This window comes from Bdellovibrio reynosensis, from assembly GCF_022814725.1.
Taxonomy (GTDB): Bacteria; Bdellovibrionota; Bdellovibrionia; order Bdellovibrionales; family Bdellovibrionaceae; genus Bdellovibrio; species Bdellovibrio reynosensis.
This window is the reverse complement of record NZ_CP093442.1, coordinates 168,634-193,888: the sequence shown is the minus strand read 5'-3', so window position 1 is coordinate 193,888 and position 25,255 is coordinate 168,634. Positions and strand designations below refer to the sequence as shown.

The 25,255-nt window shown below is 39.9% G+C and carries 22 protein-coding genes and 1 tRNA gene; 10 read left to right on the top strand and 13 right to left on the bottom strand.

What is annotated here, in order from left to right; genetic code table 11:
- Window positions 1–15: 15 nt before the first annotated feature.
- The 4 genes from MNR06_RS00910 to MNR06_RS00895 all read right to left on the bottom strand — a co-directional run bounded on the left by MNR06_RS00910 (window position 16) and on the right by MNR06_RS00895 (window position 3,468).
- The gene (locus tag MNR06_RS00910) at window positions 16–807 is read right to left on the bottom strand and encodes a hypothetical protein (RefSeq protein ID WP_243537952.1); all 792 of its coding nucleotides are present in this window, start codon (window positions 805–807) and stop codon (window positions 16–18) included.
- Between the two features lie 10 nt (window positions 808–817).
- Complete coding sequence (locus tag MNR06_RS00905) at window positions 818–1,126, bottom strand: hypothetical protein (RefSeq protein WP_243537951.1); 309 nt, start codon at window positions 1,124–1,126, stop codon at window positions 818–820.
- 157 nt (window positions 1,127–1,283) lie between these two features.
- Entirely contained in the window at window positions 1,284–2,042 is a 759-nt protein-coding gene (locus MNR06_RS00900; protein ID WP_243537950.1) for a transglycosylase SLT domain-containing protein, read from the bottom strand.
- Window positions 2,043–2,217: 175 nt separating this feature from the next.
- On the bottom strand, window positions 2,218–3,468 hold the full coding sequence (locus MNR06_RS00895) for a hypothetical protein (RefSeq protein ID WP_243537949.1): 1,251 nt from the start codon (window positions 3,466–3,468) through the stop codon (window positions 2,218–2,220).
- Between the two features lie 264 nt (window positions 3,469–3,732).
- On the opposite strand from MNR06_RS00895, the gene MNR06_RS00890 reads away from it, so the two are divergent.
- The 3 genes from MNR06_RS00890 to MNR06_RS00880 all read left to right on the top strand — a co-directional run bounded on the left by MNR06_RS00890 (window position 3,733) and on the right by MNR06_RS00880 (window position 5,646).
- Window positions 3,733–4,065 carry a hypothetical protein gene (locus MNR06_RS00890; RefSeq protein WP_243537948.1) on the top strand — a complete coding sequence of 111 codons (333 nt, stop codon included), beginning with the start codon at window positions 3,733–3,735 and terminating at the stop codon, window positions 4,063–4,065.
- 140 nt (window positions 4,066–4,205) lie between these two features.
- Window positions 4,206–4,898, top strand: coding sequence for a hypothetical protein (locus MNR06_RS00885; protein ID WP_243537947.1), 693 nt, complete (start codon window positions 4,206–4,208; stop codon window positions 4,896–4,898).
- 160 nt (window positions 4,899–5,058) lie between these two features.
- Window positions 5,059–5,646: a hypothetical protein gene (locus MNR06_RS00880; protein WP_243537946.1), complete on the top strand. Its 588-nt coding sequence runs from the start codon at window positions 5,059–5,061 to the stop codon at window positions 5,644–5,646.
- Window position 5,647: 1 nt separating this feature from the next.
- On the opposite strand, the gene MNR06_RS00875 is transcribed toward MNR06_RS00880, so the two are convergent.
- The 7 genes from MNR06_RS00875 to MNR06_RS00845 form a co-directional block, all read right to left on the bottom strand.
- Window positions 5,648–6,229, bottom strand: a complete 582-nt coding sequence (locus MNR06_RS00875; RefSeq protein ID WP_243537945.1) for a PepSY-associated TM helix domain-containing protein — start codon at window positions 6,227–6,229, stop codon at window positions 5,648–5,650.
- 6 nt (window positions 6,230–6,235) lie between these two features.
- The gene (locus MNR06_RS00870; RefSeq protein WP_243537944.1) at window positions 6,236–6,694 is read right to left on the bottom strand and encodes a DUF4920 domain-containing protein; all 459 of its coding nucleotides are present in this window, start codon (window positions 6,692–6,694) and stop codon (window positions 6,236–6,238) included.
- An 18-nt stretch (window positions 6,695–6,712) separates the two neighbouring features.
- The gene (locus MNR06_RS00865; RefSeq protein ID WP_243537943.1) at window positions 6,713–8,866 is read right to left on the bottom strand and encodes a TonB-dependent receptor domain-containing protein; all 2,154 of its coding nucleotides are present in this window, start codon (window positions 8,864–8,866) and stop codon (window positions 6,713–6,715) included.
- Between the two features lie 194 nt (window positions 8,867–9,060).
- Complete coding sequence (locus tag MNR06_RS00860; protein ID WP_243537942.1) at window positions 9,061–10,335, bottom strand: trans-sulfuration enzyme family protein; 1,275 nt, start codon at window positions 10,333–10,335, stop codon at window positions 9,061–9,063.
- 230 nt (window positions 10,336–10,565) lie between these two features.
- A complete protein-coding gene (locus tag MNR06_RS00855; RefSeq protein ID WP_243537941.1) occupies window positions 10,566–11,621 on the bottom strand; it encodes a DUF4238 domain-containing protein in 1,056 nt (351 codons plus the stop codon).
- Window positions 11,622–11,665: 44 nt separating this feature from the next.
- On the bottom strand, window positions 11,666–13,027 hold the full coding sequence (locus MNR06_RS00850; RefSeq protein ID WP_243537940.1) for a hypothetical protein: 1,362 nt from the start codon (window positions 13,025–13,027) through the stop codon (window positions 11,666–11,668).
- A gap of 302 nt (window positions 13,028–13,329) precedes the next feature.
- Window positions 13,330–13,617 carry a hypothetical protein gene (locus MNR06_RS00845; RefSeq protein ID WP_243537939.1) on the bottom strand — a complete coding sequence of 96 codons (288 nt, stop codon included), beginning with the start codon at window positions 13,615–13,617 and terminating at the stop codon, window positions 13,330–13,332.
- A gap of 110 nt (window positions 13,618–13,727) precedes the next feature.
- Between MNR06_RS00845 and MNR06_RS00840 the strand changes: the two genes are divergently transcribed.
- The 7 genes from MNR06_RS00840 (at window position 13,728) to MNR06_RS00810 (ending at window position 24,330) form a co-directional block, all read left to right on the top strand.
- Entirely contained in the window at window positions 13,728–14,129 is a 402-nt protein-coding gene (locus MNR06_RS00840) for a hypothetical protein (RefSeq protein ID WP_243537938.1), read from the top strand.
- 291 nt (window positions 14,130–14,420) lie between these two features.
- Window positions 14,421–17,645, top strand: a complete 3,225-nt coding sequence (hsdR, locus tag MNR06_RS00835) for a type I restriction-modification system endonuclease (RefSeq protein WP_243537937.1) — start codon at window positions 14,421–14,423, stop codon at window positions 17,643–17,645.
- Between the two features lie 8 nt (window positions 17,646–17,653).
- On the top strand, window positions 17,654–19,090 hold the full coding sequence (locus tag MNR06_RS00830) for a class I SAM-dependent DNA methyltransferase (protein ID WP_407933188.1): 1,437 nt from the start codon (window positions 17,654–17,656) through the stop codon (window positions 19,088–19,090).
- A 3-nt stretch (window positions 19,091–19,093) separates the two neighbouring features.
- Complete coding sequence (locus MNR06_RS00825; protein WP_243537935.1) at window positions 19,094–20,317, top strand: restriction endonuclease subunit S; 1,224 nt, start codon at window positions 19,094–19,096, stop codon at window positions 20,315–20,317.
- Window positions 20,314–20,793 carry a hypothetical protein gene (locus MNR06_RS00820; RefSeq protein ID WP_243537934.1) on the top strand — a complete coding sequence of 160 codons (480 nt, stop codon included), beginning with the start codon at window positions 20,314–20,316 and terminating at the stop codon, window positions 20,791–20,793. Before MNR06_RS00825 ends, MNR06_RS00820 begins: the two co-directional genes overlap by 4 nt.
- 68 nt (window positions 20,794–20,861) lie before the next feature.
- Window positions 20,862–22,691, top strand: coding sequence for an ATP-dependent nuclease (locus MNR06_RS00815; protein ID WP_243537933.1), 1,830 nt, complete (start codon window positions 20,862–20,864; stop codon window positions 22,689–22,691).
- A complete protein-coding gene (locus MNR06_RS00810) occupies window positions 22,681–24,330 on the top strand; it encodes a UvrD-helicase domain-containing protein (RefSeq protein WP_243537932.1) in 1,650 nt (549 codons plus the stop codon). Before MNR06_RS00815 ends, MNR06_RS00810 begins: the two co-directional genes overlap by 11 nt.
- Before the next feature lie 282 nt (window positions 24,331–24,612).
- Here the strand turns inward: MNR06_RS00810 and MNR06_RS00805 are convergent, their stop codons facing one another.
- Window positions 24,613–24,900 (bottom strand): hypothetical protein, encoded by a 288-nt coding sequence (locus MNR06_RS00805; protein WP_243537931.1) that lies wholly within the window; start codon window positions 24,898–24,900, stop codon window positions 24,613–24,615.
- Between the two features lie 189 nt (window positions 24,901–25,089).
- Window positions 25,090–25,166: transfer RNA gene (locus MNR06_RS00800), tRNA-Met, on the bottom strand.
- Window positions 25,167–25,255 lie beyond the last annotated feature (89 nt).

Genomic DNA, 25,255 nt, shown 5'->3' with positions numbered 1-25,255 from the left:
ATGATGCGCCCGCGTTTATTTAAATTCGCAATAATCCATTTTTTCGTATCGTACGTTACGCATTTCTACGTAGGCAAAGTCTTTTAAGGTGCCATTTTTTTCTGCTTCATAGATTTTTGCCCAAACGACTTTTTCACGCTTATCTAATTGCCAAATATGCAGAACGATCTTGTCTTGAATATTCACTAAGACACTTACTTGCTTTTGATCTTTTGCGGGCAGCATTTTAAAGGTGACGGTTTTAGATTTGATTGTTCCCGATATAGCAATATTTTGCGACCTTAAGCCACCACAAGAAATGTCGTGGATAATATCTAAATCAAAATCCTTAAAGTAAGCAGCAAAACGTACTTCGTGCTTCGTCCCCTCTTTTACGAACTTTGAATAAAACGTGCCGCTTAAAAAACGCAGGGATGGTGCTTCGTTAAAATCATTTAAGTTAGGCAGTTTGTTAATTTGATCTAATGTCTGCGGAATCTTTCCAAGGGGACTGTCTTTGGGATCGATATTTTCTTTATAGGGATTAAAAGATAATTTCGCTGAAGGATCTGCATCAGAAGTTATATGGGTGGATCTTTTTTCTAAAATCTCGAAGGGCGCCGGCTGCTCAACCGAGGCATCTTCGAATTTAGTTCCTTTTATTTTTCCTAGTGCTTTTGGCTGCGCTAGGTCCGCTTTTTTTACCTTTGCCATAGCAGAAATCACCGGTTGCTTTGCGTGGGCAACTGGTGACTTTAAAGAATTTGACTTCTTGTGCAGAGTAAAAAAAAGGATCGTTGGAATTAATACCACCAAAAGCGTTTTCATTTAAAAAGTCCTAATTGCAAACTGGATCTGGCACACACTCTGGCGGTGGGCACGGTTCATCGAGATCACTGGGGCAGGTCTGTACGGGGCGACAGCCTTTGCCGGGGGAACATGGGCCAGTATAATCAAGCTGGTTTAATTTATTCTTCTTTAAAATTTCTGAAATCGCCGGAGCCAGTTTACCCGGGACCGGAGTGCAAATGGCTGTGTGGCAGATGTTTTCAAAACCCTTAGGAAGGACGATTTTGGGGGTGGGGGTAAATTCCATAGCAAAGGCCGAATTCACTGCAAATAAAGACATTAAGACGCACTTAAACATAAACATTTCTCCTTATGGGAAACCCCTTTTTCATTTATTAGGCCAAGTCTTTTAAGGATGGAAATGAGTTTAATTGCAGATAAAAGACGAACCCGGAATGCTTTCCGGGATTTGAGAATTCGAATTAAGAATGTAAGTTAGGATTAAGAAGGCTCGCTTATTTACAAATCGATATCGCCTTCATAGCGCTTACAATTTTTGGATAGGAATCACTGGTGTTCCGAAGCACTGACCAGTAACGAGCGCCCCCTTTCCAGTCCCCGTCCACTTTGCTGGCGATTCGGTGATCGTTTTCCATCCAACGATTGAGGATGCGAATACCGCAGCTAAGGTTTTGAAGTGGATCATGAAGGTCTGAAGATCGATCAAAAGCGCAGCCATAGTCATTGCCACTTTCGATGGAAATTTGCAGTAAACCGCGACTGATCACGGGGTCACCGTTACTGTCATCGAAATCTTCTTCGTACCTTGTGGTCGTATCAAAGTTACTTTCATAGCGAACCATCTGCGAAAGCAGATAAGCCCAAAAGTCTTTTTTATTTTCATGTTTTAGATTTCTATAGTTTGGACAAAACGTCGTGCGATCTAAAGGAAGAACACTAAGCAAATCTCGTCCGATGCGATCTAATTCACTTTTTACGTGCTTGGTCCAATTCTTCCCGTCTGAAACTTCACTTTCCCATAACGGAATCACGGGCGCATAAACAGGTTCAGGGACTGGCGCAGGTGTTGGCGTTGTGGGCACCTCAGTTCCTGGCTCTGGATTGGTTGAAGCTGGGGCGTTGGTATCAATAGCTAAAGCAGTCAGTGAGGAATTCATTTCCCCGCAACCTATTAAGAACCAGACGATAAGAAAAAGTAAACTTGATTTAAGAACGTATTCAGCAAGGTCAAATTTCACTTGGGCTTTTTGCATTGCTCTAGTGTGCGGAAAAGCTTTGCTAATTCACACCCGTCAATAGCCTAGATCATTGCTTGGGATTTAAATTTTAGCGAAAGGTATAGGTAATTTAATAATTGGATTTAACTATTACTCATAAAAAAAGCCAGGAAGTTGTCCTGGCTTTTTCATGCTTAGGAAGGCTTAAAAATTAAAGCTTGATGCCGTTCTTTTTTAAGACTGCAAGAGCTTGATCGTTGTTTTCATAGATACGCAAAAGTTTTGTGCCAGCAAAGAAAGTTTCCGTTGCACCGAAGTCACCATAGAAATAACGAATAGTTTCTAAAGCGCGGTAGACATCATGATTAGAGCTTCTGTATTCACGGATCAACTTAAAGACCTTTTCGATATAAAGAACATCTGTGCCAACTTCACCTTTTACACACCAGAACTGACCGCGCATAGAAGCGTGTTGGGGTTGGACTGCTCCGCCTGTGTAGATCTCGTGCCCGGGAGTTAACCAATGTTGCATAGCTACGTAACGTTGGTCAGCCACAGGAACTGCGGTGTAAAGTGAAAGAGCTTGGATGCCGCCTTCTTTATATTGAGTGCCAGATTCAGCTAGCAAGATTTCACGAGAATATGGCAAACGGTAGCCGCGCATTTTGCAGTAGGTTTGTGCTTCTGAATAGCTGTAACCAGTTTCGGCGCGCTCTGGGTTTACGGGCATTGGCATCCACGTCAGTGTTTTAAGTGGATTTTCCCAATCTGGGTAAGTGTTCTTTTGGAAGTGATCAAAAACTTTTCTAGCAACTTCAGATAAAGCTTCCGTCAAACGACCTGTGGCTGTGAATGATCTATAGATACCTGAACGGTAACCGATAAGGTGCACATTCACTTGGAAAACACCTTTACCGATGCTTGTGAACGTACCGTAAGCTGTGTAATCAAGCTCATTCAGCATGGATCTGATTTTAGCTTCATCAAAGCCAGTAGCGCGAAGTTGTGCGATCGTTTCTTCAACTAATAAAGCATTTTTACCAGAAGCGATTTCAAGCTTACGATCGTAATCACGAATGTCGTTTTCGATAAAAAGATTACCGATTTCAGCTTTGAATTGTTGTTCTAAAGAATAACCAATGTTTTTTGAATCAATTTGCTTATGACGATCATGAAGTTCATCAAACTCCATAAGGATGTTCGCCATTGGTACTAACATTTTTTCTACGGATGCACCTGACTCTGCCAGTTTTTGTGCTTCCGTCATTAGTTCAGAAAAAAGCATCTTACGAACAGTATCACGGTCTTGTTGCATCGTGATTTGGTACTGCCCGAGATCGCCGCCTTGAAAGAACGGAATCTGATGCCATAGGATTTGAGTTTTATGACCTTGGCCAGCTGAAGCTGAAACCGCCGCCGCAATAGTTAGTGCGAACGCAACCACTTGCGCTAATATTTTCATAGATTAACCCCTGTTTGTGGCAAAGGCCTATTCCAAGATCCGCGCCATCCTTAGAGACATTTTAAGGAACGCTCACGCTAAAAGGCTGTCAAAGTTTTGATCGCCGCCAGGTAAAGAAGTAAAAAAGATCGATGGCCTTGTGTAAGACAGCACTGCTGCTTTCATGTTATTTGCGGACCTATTTTAGTCTTCTTTGCCGTTAGTAAAGAGGCTTTTTAGACTTCGATTTAGTCAGAACAAAATTCTGTAAAAAAGGAGTGCAAAATGGCTTACGGCATAATTCATTTTTTTGCGAATGGAACAGAAGAACAATACGATGCAGTTTTGCAAGCAGTACACCCTGATAAAAATACTTTGCCCAAGGGGCAACTTTATCACGCGGCTGGGCCTTCTAACGGGGGGTGGACGGTCATTGCGGTTCATGATTCAAAAGAGTCTTGGGAAACGTTTAAGAATCAAATCTTAATGCCCAAGATGACTGCAGGGATTAAGGGTGGATTTTCTGGGCCTCCGCAGGAAACAGTGTTTGAATGCTATCGCTTCATTGAAGGGAAACAAGAAAGAGCTAGCGAGAATCGCCGCGAAGCTAGTATGTAGATTCTTACTTGATAGTAATCAGCGGAAGGGGCTTTATTATAAGCCCTTTTTTAGCTTAGTTTATAAAAAATAAATCCCTTCTACAAATCGGTAGATGTTTATAAGCAATTAGAGTACAGCAGTCTTCATAAGGAACTTTTATGAAAAAACTTGCTGCCCTTCTTTTGCTTTCTTTATTGTCTATCCAATCTTTAGCTACTGTTGAAGTGGACGATACCTCTGAAGCTTCGCTGAATGCCGAAGCGTTACTGCATGACTCTGTTGATGCCTATATTGAAAAATTCATTGATTTAAAAGACGACGGGACGATTGATAACGTTGGATTTTCTAGAGGCTATGAATCAAGCCTTGTATTAGACCGCCGTCTTAGTGGTTTTGCCGCTAGCGCTTGTGAACTTTCTGATAAAAATAATTTAGATAAATGTAAAAACGAAGTGATCTTAAAAGTGGTAGATGGCTTAGAACAAGCTTTGAAGGCTGAAAAGTTCGAAGATGTTATTCTTCCTTCCCCGCTAGGTTTTAAAAGTATTTCTGAAGTGTGTGCTTCTGTGACGGACTCGTTTCAATTACTAACCTGCTTGCACAATGAACTTTCACTGCGTGAAGAAAAACTTATGACGGACGCTGCCAAAGTTTCAACACCGACGATTTTCTTGGCGGGTCAGGGTTTAACTGTGGGTGAAGCTTACGCTGAAGTCATCACGACACTTTTTGGTAAAACTGGATTAGATAAGAAAATTTCTTCGTTGATCGTGAAAGACGCGATGGTCGCTTTTGTTCGTCAAAGCATGGGACTTCGTCAACAAACGAAGCCGGGATTGATTTTAGAATAGGTTAACTGATCAGGCTACACTTTATTAATTGGGTCACTTTTTGACCCAATTAGTAAGATTAATTGGGTCAAAACTGGCTCAAATCGAATTAAACGATAAAAGGCACGATCACCTTTATGGTTCTTGTGCTTACGAAAGTGCGCAGGCAAATTAGTAGCTTATGGTCACCTGCCAACTATGTCTTAAAAAAACGCACCTCACTCCTGAAGACCTCGTCTGCTCTGAATGCGAAAAGCGTTTTGCTAGGGAAGCCGCTTTTGGGGAGTCGTTTTTTGAACAACGCAAATATTTTAAATCCCATCGTGAGCTGAAATATCAGGAAGAAAGCCTTTCGATTGAAGTTCACTCAAATCTTGGGAAAGCGGGATTGCTGTATTATGCAACCGGCCTGATACTTAAAACCCATCTTGAATCTCAGAATGAAGAGGAAACTTTGTTAGGTGCTGCTTTTGAGCGAATCGCAAAAGACTATTGCGAACACCTGCTTGAAGATCAAAATTATCAATTCATTGCGATTAAGCGCGAAGAACCCTACCCGGCTCCTGCATCACGTACACGAATTCAAAACTTAAATGCAGTTTCTGTGGATGCATTTGATTTCAGCATCATTTTGATCACGGATAAAAATCGGCTATCGGCGGAATCGCCATTTTATAAACTCGTCAGTAATCCGGAACTGATTGTTTTAATTGAAAATGATCCCCAAGAGAACGTTTTGAAGAAAGCAGCTATCTACGGACGAATCTAGTTTAAACGTAAAAATAGTAAAACGAAAGCGGAAGGATGATGCCTGCTGTGACAAACATCCATCCCCGTCTACCAAACCCATTAGCGCCTTTAACCATAAAAAGCCCGGATAGGCTTAGATAGATAAGTAGAACCGCAAACACGTCAGCAACATAGGTCCACACGCGTTTGGCTTTATTTAAATGTAGGTAGTTTGCGAAGAACAGACCAATCCTCTTCTCAGTAGTCTCTACATAAGCCTGCTGCTTAGTTTCATTCCAAGAAACTCTCGTTCCTTCATAAAAGAACAAAACTTCATCAGCAGAATCTCTTACGCGACTGCGGAAGTCTGTTTTGATGCCTAGGCTCTTAGTTAGAGCCTTTTCGAATTCATCAGACTCTGCGTCTTTGGGAAGATGTTTAAGCGTGTGCTCTGATCTGGTGATAACGTAACTTGGGTTCCAAGAGTCGACGTGATTTACAGCTATTCCTGAGATGGCGTAAATTAAAATTAGACCAACGCAGAAATAGCCAATATCGCGGTGAAAGGATCTGTTTAGTAAAAACAGCTTCTTTCGCCAGTCACTGCCGCTCTTTTCAACCATTGGGGGCTATTCCTCGATCACTGCGCCAGATGCTTGTACTTGGTACACAACCATTGGCTCTTTCACTGAGGCAGGGTCGAATTTCTTTTTATTTTCTTCAGCGATGTGGGCTAAGTGGTTTTTCGTTTGTTCTAAAGTTAGAACCATTTTTTTGAATTCACCTTTTGCTGCTGCTTTTTTACCGCGTGCTTCAAGTGGGAATACGATTTCACCGTCGTTTACTTTGACTCTTACTTTTTCGTTACCAACGTCAGTTGTTAATTGCATCCAGCAGCCGCGTTTAGCGCACACGTCTACGATTGTGCCTGATACTGTTACTTCTTTACCTACGTAAGATTCAGGTGTCTTCATAATCTTAGACATTGGAACCGCGTCAGTGAACTTAGCACCTTTGCCAAGATTTTTTTCTGCAGCAAATGAAGTTAGGCCAATAACAGTAAATAGGATAAAAACTAAGCTTTTCATTTAATACTCCTTTTAAATTTAGAAGATGGTCGCTAATGACAGACTGTAGTTGCGTCCTAACTCAAACGTACCGCTTGGGCTGTTGTGCACGACGTACTTTCTATCAAATAGGTTGCTGATTCCAAGACCCACGTCGAATTGACCGACATCTCGAACTCGAGGTGACCAACGCATATTTAAACCGTACACATCGTATGATGGTGTGCCGTAACCAGCCAACAGATATCTTTCAGAAAGGTTTCTTTGAGCACTTACAAACTGTGCGTCAGCACCTACTTCCAGGTTGATGGATTTAAACTCATAGCCTGCTGCAACGCCGAACTTATCAGCGGGAGCTGAAACTAATGGCTCAGAGATCGTGGTTGCCGTGTACATATCCGGGCAATCAATGCAATCCATGCGGATCATGGAATACATTGTTTCAAATTCCCAGTTGCCGTAATCCATTTGGGCTTGGGCTTCGGCACCATGGCGTAAGACTTTTGAAAGGTTGCGGTATTGGTATTCACGGTGGGTGGCGTTTTTAGGGCCGGCTTTAACTCGTGCGCCGTTTTCTAAGCGGTACATCTCTGGCATGTATTCGATGTAGTCGCTGATCGTTTCATCAAAGTAGGTCACTTTAAGACGTTTTGGTTCAACGGTTTCTGGTGTTTTAAATAGAATCGAAGCTTCTTTAGAGAATGCTTGTTCTTCGTTTAATTTGGCATTGGGTACACTTGTGCAGTCTTTAGCGGGGCGATGACATTTCCACGCCACACCTGTTCCCATGTACATTTCACGCACGTTTGGTGCGCGATTAGAAACGCCGTACTTGCCAGAGATTTTTACCCACTCAGCAGGCGCGTAAGAGACACCCACCATGGTTGATAATGTGTCGTCATCTTTACTTGGTGCTTCTAAAGCAAGTTTATCTGATTCACGGTGATATTTGCTATAGCGGGCTCCTGCCATAACCACGACTTTGTCTTCGTTGATGCTTAGGCTATTTTCGGTGAATACTCCAGCGTCATAACCTTGGGATTTACCAAAGTAAGGGCTGTTGGTGCCATCGTCTTCTGAAATTCTGCTACCGATACCTTCGATTCCGTATTTTGTTTGGAATAAAAGATCTGAGTTAATCGGTAATAGCGATACGCCCGCAAGTTTTGCTCCGGTGTTTTCTAGGCGGTCATCGGTTTTACCCAAAGTTGATTTCATGCCTCGAAAGGCAGTGTGCGTGTCTTTAATGGATTCCGTTTTATTGTAGTAAGAAAGGAATTCGTATTTAAAGTTCGAATTAAGACTGTGTTCGTGGTTAAGAACTGTTTCAAAAGTAGTACTGCGGTAATCAGAGTTTGATTCACCAAAGCCCGCTGAATAAGCCGCGTTCTTTGTCTGGGAATCAGAAAACTCTGCTTTCACATCTGTTTTCACCGTTCCCGTTTTACGGACGTATTTACCAAGGAACGTATTTCTATTGGCTTTAATTTCTTCACTTTGTCTAGAGTCACCGGTTTCATTTGGTGATCCTGATTCAACTTTGTTGCTATTTCTAACAGTCACACCAAAAAGCGCTGATGATGATTTATCAAGCTTAGCTGCGGTGTGAAGCGAAGTCGCTTGGCCTTCAGTTGCCGAATCACCCGCTACTTTTACTTTTGTTGAGATCTCTTCTTTACCGATTAAGATATCTTCAGGCGTGATGGTTTTATATTGAATGGTTCCGCCGATTGCACCATTGATAGAGCTTACTGAGTCTGCGCCATTTTGTACGGCGATTTCAGAAAGCATTTCTGTTTCTACTGCAACCCCAGAAGACATACCTTGTTGGGTCGCCTCTAAGCGCTGGGCTCCGTCGACTTGTTGGATAACTCTGAAGCCATCTAAACCCCGGATGGAGATTTTTTTGTTTTGTAGTTCTGCGCCACCACTGACACTTACGCCTGGGGCTTTTTGCAGAAGTTCACTTACATCTCTTGGATTTCCTTTAGTCAAAGCGGCCTTTGGGATGACTGTTTCAGAGTTAATCGAGTTATAAGCTTTTTCTTTATCGTCTTCTTTTTCTTCTGAGACTTGGATCGTATCTAAAAGATAAGATCTTTCGCTGATGCGGCTTTCGCCGGTGGTTTCTTGGGCAAAGGTGGATTGGCTAAAGGACAATAATAAAATTAGAGATAAAGACTTAAGACTCACGGAGCCCCCATTTCAACCATGGGATATCAGCGCCAGTGGGGCTTTTTGTCCATTGAATAGCTTTTGAGAAACGGAGATGAAAATTAAATGCTTAGACGAGCTGCGCCAGTATCTATGGCGCGGATTTGCGGAACACTATTGTGGTTTTAAATTCTGCACCTAAACCATAAGAGCTAGGCCTCTTACCTTTGAATTTATACTCGGGCTAAAGAGGCTTTAAGATCTTCAATGATATCGTCTGCGGCCTCTAAGCCAATACTTAAGCGAATGGCTTTAGGATCAATGCCGCTCTCCCCTTTTTTGCTATCAGGGATTGCAGAGTGGGTCATAAAGCCTGGCACTTCAATAAGTGTCTTAGTTAAACCTAAACTCACAGCGAGAGTGATAGCGTAAGAATTTTTAGCAACGTCATCGACAAATTTCTGACAGGTTTTCATGCTGCCTTTAAGCTGAAATGAAATCATCGTGCCTGGGGCAAAATCTCCGTTGGGTGAACGCAGATATTTTCTTGCAAGCTTATATTGCGGATGGGATTTAAGCCCTGGGTAAAGCACCTTTTCAACTTTAGGATGCTTTTCTAAGAAGTTTGCGATCTTTAAAGCATTTTCTTGTTGTTGTTCAAAGCGCACCGCTTGTGTCGTAATACCGTAAACCAAAATATGCCAAGCTGAATACGGATGCATGATCGCGCCGAAATCTTTTCTTGCTACACGTAAAGAGGGTTCAAACTCTAATGGTGTCACTACTGCGCCACCCATTTCTGTTCCGAAGCCAGAAATATTTTTGGTTAAGCTTTGAATGACAAAATCAATCCCCCACTCCATCGGACGTAAAGCCCACGGGGTTGGGAATGTGTTATCAACGACTGTATAGATCTTACGATCCTTCGCTCTTTTTTTATTGGCTGTTTGAACAAGCTTCACGATTTTTTCTAAGTCAGCCACTTCTAAAATGGGATTAGAAACTGTTTCAAAATAAAGAACGCGCGTTGTGGGATTTTCTAAATGAGTTTGCAGTGCCTTAAGATCTTGAATATCGATCAACTGGTTTTGCACGCTTAAGCGCGGTAACCAATTTGTGATTAAGCTATAGGTGCAACCATACAAAGTTTTATGCGCAACTACCTGATCACCGGCTTTAAGCAAAGTCATAAGTGTTGAAGCAATAGCGCCCATACCACTTCCGAAGGCGACTGCGGCTTCACCGCCTTCCATCATGGCTATTTGGTCTTCAAGCATTTTGGTATTAGGTTCTTCAAGACGGTCGTAAATATAGATCGGAGCTTCTGTGGAAGAGCCAAAAGTACTAAATCCTTGCGCTCCCCGCTCTAATGAACCTAAGCGAAAAGTAGTGGAAGCAGTCATCGGTGGGATGAGGTGATGAGAAAATTCCCAAGAACCGGATTGAGTCTTTCCGTGAATGGCTTTGGTGCTTGGACATTTTGCTTTTGAGTTGCTTTTTTTAGTCATTACATCCCCCGCTTGGTAACTAGAGCACAAATCGAGGGGGATGCATTGCGGCAAGGCGCGGAACAGTGGGGTATAAATTTTATGAGGAACGCCGATTGATGACAGACTGTAGTTACCCTAGCTCCCAGCATGCCGATGGGCTGTTGTGCACGAGGTTCCCATAAAATAGGAAGCTTATGCCAAGACCTCCATCAAATTGACCGACAACTCGAAGTGCTATAATCACCAATCTACGGAATTTCGTTGCCGTTAATCTTATGGCGTACTGCCCAATTGGATGGAAGATTAGATTTTTCTGATGCGACCACCCTTTTTCTGTTGGGATTAGAATATTTAGGCTCTTCCGCTAAAATATCTTCAGCTAAATAAAACTCGTCAGTATTTGAAAATAGTCTTTGATAGGAACCCGTAATCTGCAGGTGATTATTGTAGATGATATTATCCTTGTTTAACGGAACTACTCTATTTTCTGTATGTTGTTCAGCTAAAACGCTCCCGTGTGAATCATTAAAAAAACTTTTACACATCAACATCAAACTTACTTTCGGACTTAATGGAATTAAAATTTCGGTTTTCGGAACACCCCAAGCTGCTGACCTTAACCAAGGATGGTCATTATGGCTTCGCATCACGACTGGATGATCAGAAGTAATCAATGGAATTTCAGTTTGATTATAACCAATAACCCAGTGCTTGCTGAGAGCAAAATTAACTAGCTTATTTATAAAACCATGGTCGGTTATCAAACTTAAATGACGGAGTATTTCTCGATATTCATGTATGTAAATATCCATCTTTTCCAAATATTTCTTCTTGTCGGGATGCTTAAATTCAATGACTCTCTTCATAATTGTCTTTGTGAAAAAATATTCCATTTGGGCAATTTTTTCGCGAAACTCTCTAGTTCGTAAATCTTGAAACACAATGAAGACGGACAAGTTGATACGGTCATTTTCAGATAGTGAATAAGTGGGAAAGCCCGACCTCGAGATAACACGAGAAGATTCAATATTCCGCAGAAGACTGGCAATTGCACGGTTGCTTCGATGATCTATTTCCGACAAATAATCTTCTACGGAGTTAATTAGTTCTAGATTGCTGTGTTTCCCACCAGACTCACCTCTTTCGTTCGGAATCGCATAGAAGTATCGCTCCTGCGCGACATCTGATACGTTAGATCCATAGACTATTTTGGATTGTTTATCGAAAACAAAAATTCCGTTACCTTTACCGAAATTCTTTAGATAAAACTGCGGCACGTAATGCTGCTTTTTCTTACCTGTCAATTGAGCCCCCTTCAGCGCAAATTGTCTGCAGTAGAACCACTTAGTTACGTATCAACTTCAACAGAAGATCTTTTGCATGTCTCATTCAGTAAGGTCTGCGCGTCTGAAGAATAATTAAGCAATTTTCTCTCGTTTTCCCACCAGTGGGAAAGCATGAAGAGACATCTTAGAGCAATAATTGCGTCGACATACCCAATCGTGGAAACCGCTACTGCTCTATCGACACGATGAGAAACCCGATTTCTGAGTGGTAAAAACTCATTTAGAGCATGATTTATATTGCTCGGAAAAAGTATGATCCTATTTGATTTGTTATCGCCAACCTGTGTTTTAATATTTTCAAATGATTTTTCGATTTCATTCGCTAAACTTTTTAAGGTAAAACCGATATGGACAACACTGTTATTCACATCTTTTTTTCCTTTCTCGATTTCCAAAATGTTATCAAGCTCATTGATATAAGATTTTATGCGGCTGTTTTTCCTTTCGCCATCTTTTCCCAACCGTTTACTAAACTCGCCCATTAAGCTCCCTAGCGGAATTTCTGGCGCCTTTTCCCTAAAAAATGATTCAAAGATTTCTACCATTAATTCTTCAACAGCAATCCCAGTTACTCTTATTGAATGAACAAATCGATTCTCTCTTATTTCTGAAGTGATCTGATTGAAATTTCTTAAAGTTTTTTTATCAGTAGATAGTGATCCCGGCATTGAATCTAGAACAGGAAAAAACATTTCCATCAAACTATCGTCAGGGCTAAATATTTTGTATTTATCGACTCTTTTGGGTCGCAAACTATTGAACGAGTTAAATATCCGCTCAACTTTTTGCAATACATCAATGTCAAAGGCGCAGAACTTAAATGTTCCGTTTTGCTCTTCTGAGATTTGCATATAAGCACCATTGCCCATATCAAAAAAATCCAATTTTGAGCTATTATCGGGAACTAACGAAAGCCGCACCTGTGTAAATGATTTTCTAAACTCGCCAGCAGCTTTTAAAAATTCATTTTTTCTCTTAGCTGTCGACTTAGGACCGCTCTGCATTAAATGATGAAAATAACTATACCTTCCGAAACGTGCACGCTCTTCTCTCGACGATTCAAAAACAAACAGTTCTGAAAAATCCTTTTTTCCGGTCTTCAATAGTGTATTGAACAGCGACAAAAGACCGATAAATCGAGTCGGTGGCCCATCAGTACCCATATCATTCGGCGATCCATATCTATTTCGAATAGAGTGCGCTACTTTTCCTGAATAGTAGAGGTAGTATCGATCGCCACTGCCCAACACGTCATTGAGTTTTTTAAGATCATCACCCTCGAACTCTACACTTAAACACCAGACTCCATACTTTTTAGGGTGCAGAATAGTCTTGATCGCCGGATCTATTTTTTTTGAGCTCATTCACCGCTGCCTTTTTAATTTTTTAAACAGTTCGGTTAATAAACAATATTTCTTTATAGACAATTTTAACTTTAACGTCCTTTGCATCTGCCTCTTTGTAATAGGATAGGAATTTGCGTGCTTTAAATAAAAGACGAAATAGCGATTAATAACTCGACTTCGATCCAAACGCCTCGAACATTTGAAGGATTGATGCAATTTAGACGCCTAAGGGTGCCTGTTTTATTTTTTAAAAATTTAGGGAAGGCTCGATTTGAACTATCGCCTACAAAACATGGTTTCTTTACTTTACTCCGCTGAGACTACACGGCCCCAATAGCAATATTAAAATCATGCTCCGAGATAGCCTCAATCCCCTCTTCCTCAAGAAGATCCTGAACCAACACTTTCGCATCAAGAAGTTGATTTACACTGTCGCTAACAAAACTACTTTTAAAAATAATCCTCTTCTTAGAATTTTCAGCACCAATCACAGCAACAGCACAGACTACACCAGTGATGAATACTCCACCTAGTTCGTCGGCTGCTGCATTTAATTCTTCAAGATGATCTTTAATTAGCTTTTTTGCTTCAGATTTAATCGCTTGCATAAGTAGAAACCTCTAGTGACGGGTTTTGGGCAAAAAAAAACCCGCATCGCTGCCGGTTTGGTATTTCTCTCAGAGACTCATTTCTGGAGAAACTTCTTTCAGAACGCATCTTGAAAGACAAATTTGGTAGTGAGAGGCGTACCTGTACCACCGACTCGGAACTTATTACTTATTGGAATAAATTAGCGCATGATCCACCAAAACAGTTGGACTTTAAAAAAATCAACCAGGACTTTGTAACTGCGCTTCGCGATGCCTTTAGTTTAGCAGAAGATAGCGCTGTGTTCCGTGCAATTACAAAATCGGAAAAAGAATCAGATGATGCCGCAAATTTAGTTAAGATTTTGCTTTGCTCTAAAATCTACATTGAACTTTTCGCCAACATCGAAGTTTTTGGAAAATATGAAGACACTTCTTTAAAATTTGTTGAAGCAATTAGAAAATTCCCAATACATACGCAGAAGATTCAGTATTTTGGCCCATCAAATTCAATCTATGACAAAGTCGAGTGATGCACCAGAATCCTTCAAAATGGCATCTGAATTCAACTCAGTGATGGAAGATCTCCAGAGCCCTTTAAAAAGATTTTTGGAGGAGCTAATGACTGGAAAATGCCCGAATAGATAGTTGATTTTTTCAAAATGAAAATATCATTGATTTAAGCATGCAGCTGACGCCGCAGATAAAAATGTCTCGCCGCGTATAAATAAAAGTTTGTATTAAGAGGCTTGCTGATTGGCAGGCCGTTTTTTATCATAAAATACTGAATTCACAGTGTTAAAAACGATCTAAGGATGGCTCGTATGTCTAATGTTCAATTCTTAAAAATTTATGACTCGATTCTCGTTGAGCTATTCAGTCGTGCGGAAGAATATGTTCACTCCGATCCAAATACTGCCCTTTTTAAAATTCGTCAGTTCGCAGAGATTCTGGCAAAATACACCGCCGCCCAAGTTGGCGTGCCCGAATGGCAACAAGACAAACAAGTTGATTTGCTGAATCTATTTAGAAATCGCGGCATCTATGGCCAGCAAGCTCTTGATTTATTTCACAGCATCAGAAAAACTGGCAACAAAGCTGCCCACACAGTACATGGTTCCAGTTCCGATGCTTTGTCACACTTAAAAATGGCACACCATCTTGCCATAATTTTTCATCGCACTTTTTCAACCGATAAAACATTTACAGCTGAATATAAAACACCACAGCCTACCGCCAAAGTTGCAGTAGATATTTTAAAAGCTGAAAAAGATCGTGCTACCGATTTAGAAAAAGAGATTAAAGCTCTACACGAAAAACTCAGAATTATTGAAGCCAATAACGAAGCTCAATCTGCCACTCAAAAAGCAGCCATTTTGTCTTTGAAGAAGGCCAGTGACGACCTTCAGCTTGATGAAAAAGAAACTCGACTACTAATCGATGAACAACTCCGTGATGCAGGCTGGGAAGTTGATACAGCCTCCCTGCGATACAGTAAAGGAACACGTCCTCAGAAAAATAAAAACATAGCCATTGCGGAATGGCCGACCGAAAACGGGAATGCCGACTATGCCCTATTCTGTGGATTGAAATTCGTAGGCGTTGTCGAAGCAAAGAAGAAAGCCAAAGACGTTAAGAGCGACCTTTCTCAGTCTGAACGATACTCGAAAGGAATTAAAACTTCTGACGAGTTTGAGCTGTTGGGCCAATGGGAAAAGTATTCAGTTCCGTTTTTATATTCTACAAATGGCAGACCTTATATCGAACAATTAAAAGAAAAAAGCGGTATTTGGTTTTTAGATGCAAGACTCAACGCAAATCTTCCTCGTCCATTAGTAGCATGGCCTTCCCCGGAAGGTTTGTTGTCACTTAGTCAAAAAGATGAAAGTAAGGCCATTCAAAAACTAAAGGATGAATCAACTGATTATCTGCCTCTTCGTGACTATCAAAAAAACGCGATCACTAAAGTTGAAGATACGATAGCAAAAGGCAAACGTGAAATCCTGGTCGCCATGGCAACGGGCACTGGAAAGACGAGAACTTGTATTGGACTTACCTATCGTCTAATAAAATCCGAACGTTTTAATAGAATTTTATTTCTAGTGGATCGTACCTCACTTGGTGGACAAGCAGAAGACAGCTTTAAGGAAATGAAGATTGAAAATAACAAAACCTTCAGTGACATCTACGACATAAAAGGTCTTGATGAAATTAAGCCGGACACAGCAACTAAAGTTCACTTCGCCACTGTACAAGCATTGATTAAACGTATTTTGTACCCATCTGTCGAAGAGCCAATGATCCCTATTGATCAATACGACTGCATCGTCATCGACGAATGTCACAGAGGTTACACTTTAGACAAACAACTTAGCGGCGAAGAATTTCAATACCGCAATGAGGAAGACTATATTTCGAAGTATCGTCGAGTGGTTGAGTATTTTGATGCAGTAAAAATCGGTTTAACTGCTACCCCCGCACTTCATACAACAGAAATTTTTGGTAAGCCTGTCTTTACCTATAGCTATCGTGAAGCTGTAATTGATGGCTACTTGGTTGATCACCAAGAGCCATACAAAATCAAAACGAAACTCAGCGAAGAAGGTATGAAGTGGAAAAAGAACGAAGACATTAAAGTCTATGATCCCACCACCTCTAAAATTCAACTTGAGCAAACCCCAGACGAGCTGGCTTTAGAAGTTGAAGACTTTAATACGAATGTCATAACTGAAAATTTTAATAAAACAGTCTGCGAAGAACTCGTGAACCATATCGAGTGGGATTCTAATGAAAAGACTTTGATTTTTTGCGCTAGAGATGACCATGCGGATATGGTTGTAAGACTTTTAAACGATGCCTTTAAAGCCAAATATGGTGACATTGATCGCAATGCAATTACAAAAATAACTGCAAGCGTAGATAAGCCTCTTGAAAAAATAAGATTGTTTAAAAATGAAAATTTTCCTTCCATTGTGACAACTGTAGATCTTCTGACTACCGGTATTGACGTCCCTGAAATTTGTAATATCGTTTTCTTACGCCAAGTGAAAAGCCGTATCTTGTATGATCAAATGATAGGCCGCGCGACAAGGCTTTGTGAAAAAATCCAAAAAGACTTCTTTAAAATTTATGATGCAGTTGGCTTATATGATGCCTTACAACCATATTCGGCTATGAAGCCCGTAACTCCAAATCCAAGCATCACGTTAGAAGAACTAGCTAAGGAACTTAAAAATAATAAAAAGTCCGAGGTTAAAGATCACATCATCGAGCAGATCGTAGCAAAACTTAATGCTCGCAAACGTCGAATCAAGGGCGAAGCGGAAGCTGAGTTTAGACAACTTACTGGTGGCCTTGATCCCGAAGAATATGTCGAAAAAATGAAAACTCGAAGCCTCACCCAACAGGATTGGGACTTGCGTTTTGAACAGCTGGCAAAGTGGCTTGATAAACTTCAGCAAGACAAAAAGAAAATGATTATTTCAGAACACGATGATCAACTTATCGGTGTTGAGCAAGGATTTGGTGAAACCGGAAGACCAGAAGATTACATTGAAGGTTTTAGCAAATTCATCAAAGATAACGTCAACAAAGTTCAAGCTTTGATTATTATTGCTACTCGTCCACGAGATTTAACAAAAGCTGAGCTGCGAGAATTAAAGCTAATCTTGGATAATCAAGGATATAAAGAAGCAACTTTGGAAAAAGCCTACAAAGAAAAGCTAAAATCTACTCGTGAAATTGCGGCAAGTCTTATCGGATTTGTTCGTCGCGAAGCAATTGGCGACGCATTAATCCCATTTCAAGAGCGACTTGATAAAGCTATTGTGGTAATTAAATCCACGCACAACTTTACACCTGTGCAAATTAAATGGATTGATCGAATCAAACAACAATTAGAAAAAGAATATGTGGTTGACTTGGAATCCCTAGATAAAGGTGCCTTCAAAATTGATGGTGGCCTTGCTAGAGCAAACAAAATTTTTGATGGAAAAATCGAAGATATACTACATGAAATTAATGAGCTCATCTGGCAGCAGACAGTTTAAGGAAAATTATGGCTAATACGAATCATATTGTACAAAAACTTTGGAACCTATGCGACATCCTTCGTGATGGCGGTGTCGATTACATGGGGTATGTGAATGAACTGACTTTCATTTTGTTTCCCAAAATGCTTGAGGAAAAAGGTCTTGATAAAAAGTGGCTTCCTGATGGCTACAGATGGAAAGATTTAACTGAAAAAAACGGAGTTGATCAATTCAATTTTTACAGAAAGATGTTACTTGAACTTGGCACAAGCGATAACAAACTGAAAAAACACCCACGAGTTTTAGAAATTTACACAAATGCCAATACTTCACTTAAACAACCAAAACATTTGTCGTTGATTATTTCCGAAATTAACAAAATCGACTGGTACTCGCATGACAAAGACGATCTTGGGGATATGTACGAGGGATTACTTGAAAAAGTAGGCTCTGAAAAGAAAAGCGGCGCTGGCCAGTACTTCACTCCGCGCGTCCTCATCGAATCTATCGTTGATATTCTTCAACCTCAAGCAGGTGAAGAAATTCAAGATCCTGCGGCTGGCACTTGCGGCTTTCTAATCTACGCTGATAAATACATTAAAAAACATACGGACAATTTAGGCAAACTTTCAGAAGCGAAAGCCGAATTTCAAATTAAAGAAGCATTTTATGGAATTGAATTAGTTGAAGTTACGCATAGGCTGGCGCTAATGAATTTGATGTTACACGATATGGAGTCGAACCTTATTCAAGGTAGCGCATTGAGTGATGCTGGTGCTAATCTTAAACCAGCAGATTTAATCATCGCAAATCCTCCGTTTGGAACGGCTAAAGGCGATGGAGGCTCAACAAGATCTGACTTAACGTTTGAAACCTCAAATAAGCAGTTAAGTTTTCTACAACATATTTATCGAAGCCTGAAACCTGGAGGTCGCGCAGGTATTGTTCTACCCGATAACGTGCTTTTTGAAGCTGGTGTTGGCGCAAAAATTCGTCAAGATTTAATGGAAAAGTGCAATTTACACACGATCTTAAGACTTCCGACAGGCATCTTTTATGCGCAAGGTGTAAAGACCAATGTTTTATTTTTCAATAAAGGCAAAAAAGAAACTGGCAATACGAAGGAAACGTGGGTTTACGATCTTCGTGCCAATATGCCTTCGTTTGGAAAAACAAGCCCATTAAGGCGTGAACACTTTTCTGAATTTGAAAAAGCATACGGTAAAAATCCCGATGGCACTTCAAAAAGAAAAGATCAAGGTGAAGAAGGTAGATTTAGATGCTTTAACATAGCTGAAATCAAAAAGCGCGAATACAATTTAGATATTTCATGGCTAAGAGATGAGTCAGTCACTCATGCTGACGAGCTGCCAGAGCCTGATGTAATTGCTGGAGAAATTTTAGCTTCATTGAAAAATGCGTCAGAGTCATTTGCGAAAATAATATCTAACATGGAGAGATAGCAGATGTTGGAATCAGTAAATACGACAACTTTATCTAATCTATCAGATTTCGGCGCGCTTTTTTGCGATGGTGATTGGATTGAATCTAAGGATCAAGATCCAGATGGAGATGTACGCCTAATACAATTGGCTGATATTGGGGACGGTTACTTCATTAATAAATCGAATAGATATATGACAAGGAAGAAGGCCAAAGAGCTGCGATGCACTTTTCTAAAAAAAGGAGATGTACTCATCGCCCGAATGCCTGACCCCTTAGGAAGAGCCTGTATTTTTCCGCTCTCTGAAGAAAATAAATATGTTACGGTTGTTGATATCGCAATATTTCGCCCTAACAATACGGAAATAGATTCAAATTTTCTAATGAGCATTGTCAATTCTCCACAGATAAGACAGCAAATTTCGATGCTCCAATCAGGAACTACAAGAAAGAGAATATCTCGCGGAAATTTAGGCGAGTTATCTATCCCGTTGCCGCAACTTGACGAACAAAGAAATGCTGTTAACAAAATCAATACTCTTTTTTCTGAAATCGATAAAGGAACTCAAGAAATCGAATCGGCAAAACAAAAGTTAGATTTATACCGCCAGTCGATTTTAAATGCCTCCGCTTTTGGAGAGGTGACCACTTTAGAAGAGATATTAGATGATGATCGCGGAATATTCGATGGTCCATTTGGATCAAATTTAAAATCTTCCGACTATACCCCTTCTGGCGTTCGAGTTATTAGACTCGAGAATATTGGAACTTTATATTTTAAAGATGAAGCTACATATATTTCAGATAAAAAGTATGAATCTCTAAAGAAGCATACGGTTTTTTCAGGCGACATCGTGTTTTCATCTTTTGTTGCAGAGAAAGTAAGAGCATGCTTCATTCCAGAGGCTATCCAATTTGCAGTTAATAAAGCTGACTGCTTTTGCTTAAGACCAAATCAAAATTTGATAAATCCTGAATTTCTATTATATCAAATTTGCTCTCCTTCTTTTTATCAAAATTTAATATCAGAAGTTAAAGGGGTCACTCGTCCAAGAGTGAATACGAAGATACTGCGAAAAATGCCATTATATCTGCCAGACCTGAAAAAACAGGGGGAGATAATTCGTGTGATCAAGGAATCTCTTTCAGCCACCACAAAAGTTGAAAATGAAATTGCAAGATCCGAACAAAAAATAGTCCAACTCAAACAAGCCATTCTCAAAAAAGCATTTGAGGGTAATCTGTGAGCGAGTTTATTAGCTGGGCTACTATTGTGGGTGGTTTTTCGGGTCTTCTGTCATTCATTTATGTGGTTTACGAGAAAATCACAAATGGCCCAAAAATCGTCTCTGATGTAACCTCTGCTAAAGTGTACGAAATAGCGCCTTCAGAGTCAGATCAACGATATCGCTATGACTTCTATCTCGAAGTAGATATCGGCAACATCGGGACTAAACTTACTTCACTAATAAAACCAAAGTTAGCGCTCGAGGAAATAGAGACTGAGTTTTTCCTACGATTTCCAGGAGACGACCCGTTATCATACGGCAAGCCATCCGTAGCTCTAGATCCTGGATATGCAAATACATATTCTTTCAACTGTATGTATTACTGTGAAAGCAAAATAGAATTAGCTTCTTTGCAAGGTATCTTCGAAGTTAAACAAATAAAAGGGAAAAGTATTCAGCACACAGTATGTTTTAAAAATATAAACCGGAGCTAACAGTATGCTTAAGGCTGTGTGTATCGACTCAATTGTTCTGGTTTTCTGAAGAATTTTTAAGAGGAAATATGAGAATTTTAAAGATTGATATTAAACATTTCAGAGCCATCAAAGATTGTTCAATACTTCCTAAGAAATATAATGTATTCCTCGGAACAAACAACATTGGCAAAACAACAATTGTCGAAGCAATCAACCTTCTACTCAACCCAGAGTTTTCTTACGGATCAAATGTAATTGACGAAAACGACTTTCACAATCGCTCCTACTTTAAAAGAAAAATCACTACCCCAGAAGGTCAAGAGATTGAAATTCCAGGGAATCGAATAGAAATTGAGGCAGTTCTTGGCCCAATAACTGAAGAAGAAGATATTTTAAAGTTTGATGGTCATATTCTACCATGGAATACAAAAAGCAATCAATTGATCGAAAGTTCAGATGATGATCCATACACAGCCGATGTAATCAAATCAATCAGAGTAAAGTTTGAGGCCTTATATTCATATGAAGACGATGAGTTTGTCTGGAAAACCTTTTTCAAGGATAAAGAAGATACCCTTTGGAATTTTCCTGAGGAACCAAACTCAAGAGTAACAAAAGAGCAGAAATTAAGAATAGGATTTTTAATCTATAGAGATGTCCGGGGTGCTCAATTTCCGCTTACTTTGAAAACATCAAGCCTTCTTTCTAGAGTTCTTCAGAGCCAAGATGCCCTACCAACAAATTTCGAAGAAGTTTTTGAAAATTCAAAAGACCTATGCCAGCCATTTCAAAGCAATGATAATTTTTCAAGGGTCATTAACGAAATTGCGAATGAATTTGAACGTTTTTTGCCTTATCCAAAATCCTTTAAAAAACAATTAACGTTTGAACTTACTGACCGAACAAGGCAACTCATAAAAAATAATGCCTTCCTTTATGTAAGTGGTGAGAATCCACTACCGATTCATAAATTTGGAGCAGGAACGCGATGCCTAAGCTATCTCGGCCTGCTTACTTATATTATGAGGAAGCGAGGCAGAGGAATTTTGTGTTTAGAAGAACCTGAATCCTACTTATTTCCTCATGCACAAAGAAGAATTGTTAAAGATGCGAAGGAACTAGCTACACAATTATTTGTGACAACACATTCACCCTATGTTCTAGAACAGTTTGAGCCATCCGAAATATGTCGAATTAATGACTCTGGCAACGGCGTACTTAAATCGACCTTCATTGATGATAGTAAAATTTCAATAAAATCTTATGAACGAAATCTTCGTAAACAATTATCAGAAGCGTTTTTGAGTAATCTGGTTATTGTTGCGGAAGAAGAATCTGTCGTTCGATGGATTAGAAATATATCTGATGCTTTTTCGGGAAAAAGTATCGACGGTCTAGAAATTACATCTCTTGATTATCTTGGAGTAACAGTTGTTAGTGCTGAGGGAATAAACAGCGTTACTCCCCTAGCCGAAATTATTGCATCAGCAACAATTCCTGTATTTATTTATGTCGATAAAACGACAGAGTCTAATCCTGTTCAGACTGATTGGATTGATAAAGGAAAGTCAGCAATTATTGCCGAATACACTACATTAGAAGAACTATTGTACGCAGAAGTCCCACGAGAAACTCTCAAGACAATTTGCACACAGGCCGAGTTTGTAAAGAATAATAGATTAACAGATGCTGACTTTAATCTTGATGAAATTGCTTTAAAGAAGAAAGTGATCGATTTTTTAACCTCTAACAAGGGAAGCATTCCATTTCATGAATGGATGGTCGGGAAACTATCAGCCAATGATGTTCCTAAGACTTTTAAAGAGGTATTTAAGAGCTGCTATCAAATACTAGGACTCATGCCTTCAGAAGAAGAATCTGAATTAGAAGCTGTGATGCCAGAAGATGAGCTATAGTCCAACACCTGAACAATTGGAAATAATAAATTCGACAGACAGTCGTTATATTTCTGCCGGCCCAGGGACAGGAAAAACGACTACCGCGTTGTATCTTGCGGGGCAAGAGGTACTAAAACTTAAGCCAGGGCAAAAAATTCTTTTCCTTTCATACTCAAATGCTGCTGTTCAAAGGATGGCTGAAAGTGCGGGCCTTCAGCTAAACTCTTCAACTAAGACAAAAATTGATTTTAATACTTTTCATTCATTGTCGTGGAAAATTATTTTTACCTACGGACGCTATATTGGCCTTCCTAAAAAAATTTCTGTTTTAGATAATATAGACTCATCCCTAACTGGCTTTCTAGTCGCAAGAAATGAAAATGAGTCAGACAAAGAATATTACCATCGAGTTGCGCGATCTACTGGCAAAATTCATTTTGATATTATGCTAGAGTTAGCCTCTAGGATTTTAAAATCATCTGAAACAATCCGAGGATTTTATGAGTTAAAATTTCCTCTAATCATTGTTGATGAGTTCCAAGATACAAGTTCCGAACAATATGATTTTCTTAAATCATTAGGGGGCAAATCGAGAATTCTTCTTTTTGGAGACCAAAACCAAGTTATTTATGACACTGAATATTCTACTGTAGTGAGCAGAAAGGTTGATTTTCTTCGCTGGAAAAATGTTCAGAAAGAAAACAGTTTCGGTGTGAATCACCGATGTCCTAACTTTGAAATCATTCAGTTTGCGAATAACGTTTTGAATGGCATAAAAAACGAATCAGAAAAAAATGGACTACAAGTATTTCCATATTACTATAATCAGCTTAGATCAAACATAGCTAGTATATATCTTCAGGTCCAAAAAGCTCCCGAGCTTACAGGTAAAAGTATTGGGATACTAACTCCAAGCCAAGGTCTCGCTCAGGACATTTGCAATGCTTTAAAGAATCCACCGGATGGAAGTGCTTTTCCTGTAAAAATTTATCCGCACTTTAATCTTAGAGAAGAAAACAAAGAGTCAATACGTTCTCTCTTTATGTCTTTTATCCAACTCAAGCTGGATAAGAATGAGAACAATGCCATTCAGACCGCAAGGAGTTTGGTAATTTTATTGGCCACATGGGGAAGATCTAAAATTTCGGAAACGAAAGTACAAGAAGCGTTAAAAAAAATAAACATACAAGAGAAAAAAGTCAAAAAAGCAGACTCCCTTCAATCTATCGCTGATAGCTTAAGGCTTGAGTCAATTGAGGATGACTATAGAATCTTCATAGAAAAGATAGTTGCCTCTGAATTTCTTAAAGGTATTAAAGATGGTATTAGCGCGTCGTCACTTAATTTTTTAAATGCTGAAATGAGAATTTCTTATAAAGCCACTACTCCGTACAACAATTATCTTGAGCTAAGAAAGCCCGTAGGACTTTATGGATCAAGTGCAGGAAAAGCAAAAATTGAAGTTGTCAGTATGTGGAGATCAAAAGGTAGAGAATTTGACATCGCCGTAATGGTTGTTGACCCTTTTGCACTTTCACAAAGCAACACAGAAGCCATGATCCGCAGACTTTATTATGTGGCCGCTACGAGAGCTAAAGAACATCTAATTGTTCTTTCTTGTTCTCGAAAAGGAAAAAAAGATTTTATATTAAACTGAGCACGCGCCCAGTAAGAGTTTGAGTATTTGGAATATTACTTTCAAAGTAGATGTCCGTTAGTTCATTTCCAAAAAAGTATTTAAGGTTTTCAAAAAATATCTCCTACTTCACGTCCGCAAGATCCCGTAGCAGCAACCAGGCCTAGTTATCGGGCCTAGTTCCTTTGCCATTTCAAAGCACGAAAATGACGAAGCCAGTGCAATGGCTACTTTTTTTAACTTGGTAGACTGACTTGAATTGCCGACGTTCGGCTAATAATTGCGTTACCCTAGCCAGCATGCCTACACAACCCCAATAGCAATATTAAAATCATGCTCCGAGATAGCCTCAATCCCCTCTTCCTCAAGAAGATCCTGAACCAACACTTGCGCATCAAGAAGCTGATTTACACTGTCGCTAACAAAGCTAGTTTTAAAAATAATCTTCTTCTTAGAATTCTCAGCACCAATCACAGCAACGGCACCGTCAACACCAGTGATGAAAACTCCACCAAGTTCGTCAGCTGTTGCATTTAATTCTTCAAGATGATCTTTGATTAGCTTTTTTGCTTCAGATTTAATCGCTTGCATAAGTAGAAACCTCTAGTGACGGGTTTTAGGCAAAAAAAAACCCGCATCGCTGCAGGTTTGGTATTTCTCTCAGAGGCTCATTTCTGGAGAAACTTCTTTCAGAACGCATCTTGAAAGACATTATCTACTTCGGCGGAGCCGAAGTGTAGACAAGAATTTTTTAATCCCGCTACGCGGGCTTAAAAAATTTGGTAGTGAGAGGCGGACTTGAACCGCCGACCTACGGATTATGATTCCGTTGCTCTAACCAGCTGAGCTACCCCACCACACGTAACGCAAACATTGCATAGAAATTTAACAAAGCTTGCGTAGGTGAAGGTTTTATTTGCGGACGCGCATGAAGTCAATACTGGGG

What these genes read in the sequence shown, in the direction of transcription:
- MNR06_RS00910 (WP_243537952.1), bottom strand. Translation starts at nt 807, where the DNA reads ATGAAAACGCTTTTGGTGGTATTAATTCCAACGATCCTTTTTTTTACT.
- MNR06_RS00905 (WP_243537951.1), bottom strand. Translation starts at nt 1,126, where the DNA reads ATGTTTAAGTGCGTCTTAATGTCTTTATTTGCAGTGAATTCGGCCTTT.
- MNR06_RS00900 (WP_243537950.1), bottom strand. Translation starts at nt 2,042, where the DNA reads ATGCAAAAAGCCCAAGTGAAATTTGACCTTGCTGAATACGTTCTTAAA.
- MNR06_RS00895 (WP_243537949.1), bottom strand. Translation starts at nt 3,468, where the DNA reads ATGAAAATATTAGCGCAAGTGGTTGCGTTCGCACTAACTATTGCGGCG.
- MNR06_RS00890 (WP_243537948.1), top strand. Translation starts at nt 3,733, where the DNA reads ATGGCTTACGGCATAATTCATTTTTTTGCGAATGGAACAGAAGAACAA.
- MNR06_RS00885 (WP_243537947.1), top strand. Translation starts at nt 4,206, where the DNA reads ATGAAAAAACTTGCTGCCCTTCTTTTGCTTTCTTTATTGTCTATCCAA.
- MNR06_RS00880 (WP_243537946.1), top strand. Translation starts at nt 5,059, where the DNA reads ATGGTCACCTGCCAACTATGTCTTAAAAAAACGCACCTCACTCCTGAA.
- MNR06_RS00875 (WP_243537945.1), bottom strand. Translation starts at nt 6,229, where the DNA reads ATGGTTGAAAAGAGCGGCAGTGACTGGCGAAAGAAGCTGTTTTTACTA.
- MNR06_RS00870 (WP_243537944.1), bottom strand. Translation starts at nt 6,694, where the DNA reads ATGAAAAGCTTAGTTTTTATCCTATTTACTGTTATTGGCCTAACTTCA.
- MNR06_RS00860 (WP_243537942.1), bottom strand. Translation starts at nt 10,335, where the DNA reads ATGACTAAAAAAAGCAACTCAAAAGCAAAATGTCCAAGCACCAAAGCC.
- MNR06_RS00850 (WP_243537940.1), bottom strand. Translation starts at nt 13,027, where the DNA reads ATGAGCTCAAAAAAAATAGATCCGGCGATCAAGACTATTCTGCACCCT.
- MNR06_RS00845 (WP_243537939.1), bottom strand. Translation starts at nt 13,617, where the DNA reads ATGCAAGCGATTAAATCTGAAGCAAAAAAGCTAATTAAAGATCATCTT.
- hsdR (WP_243537937.1), top strand. Translation starts at nt 14,421, where the DNA reads ATGTCTAATGTTCAATTCTTAAAAATTTATGACTCGATTCTCGTTGAG.
- MNR06_RS00830 (WP_407933188.1), top strand. Translation starts at nt 17,654, where the DNA reads ATGGCTAATACGAATCATATTGTACAAAAACTTTGGAACCTATGCGAC.
- MNR06_RS00825 (WP_243537935.1), top strand. Translation starts at nt 19,094, where the DNA reads ATGTTGGAATCAGTAAATACGACAACTTTATCTAATCTATCAGATTTC.
- MNR06_RS00815 (WP_243537933.1), top strand. Translation starts at nt 20,862, where the DNA reads ATGAGAATTTTAAAGATTGATATTAAACATTTCAGAGCCATCAAAGAT.
- MNR06_RS00810 (WP_243537932.1), top strand. Translation starts at nt 22,681, where the DNA reads ATGAGCTATAGTCCAACACCTGAACAATTGGAAATAATAAATTCGACA.
- MNR06_RS00805 (WP_243537931.1), bottom strand. Translation starts at nt 24,900, where the DNA reads ATGCAAGCGATTAAATCTGAAGCAAAAAAGCTAATCAAAGATCATCTT.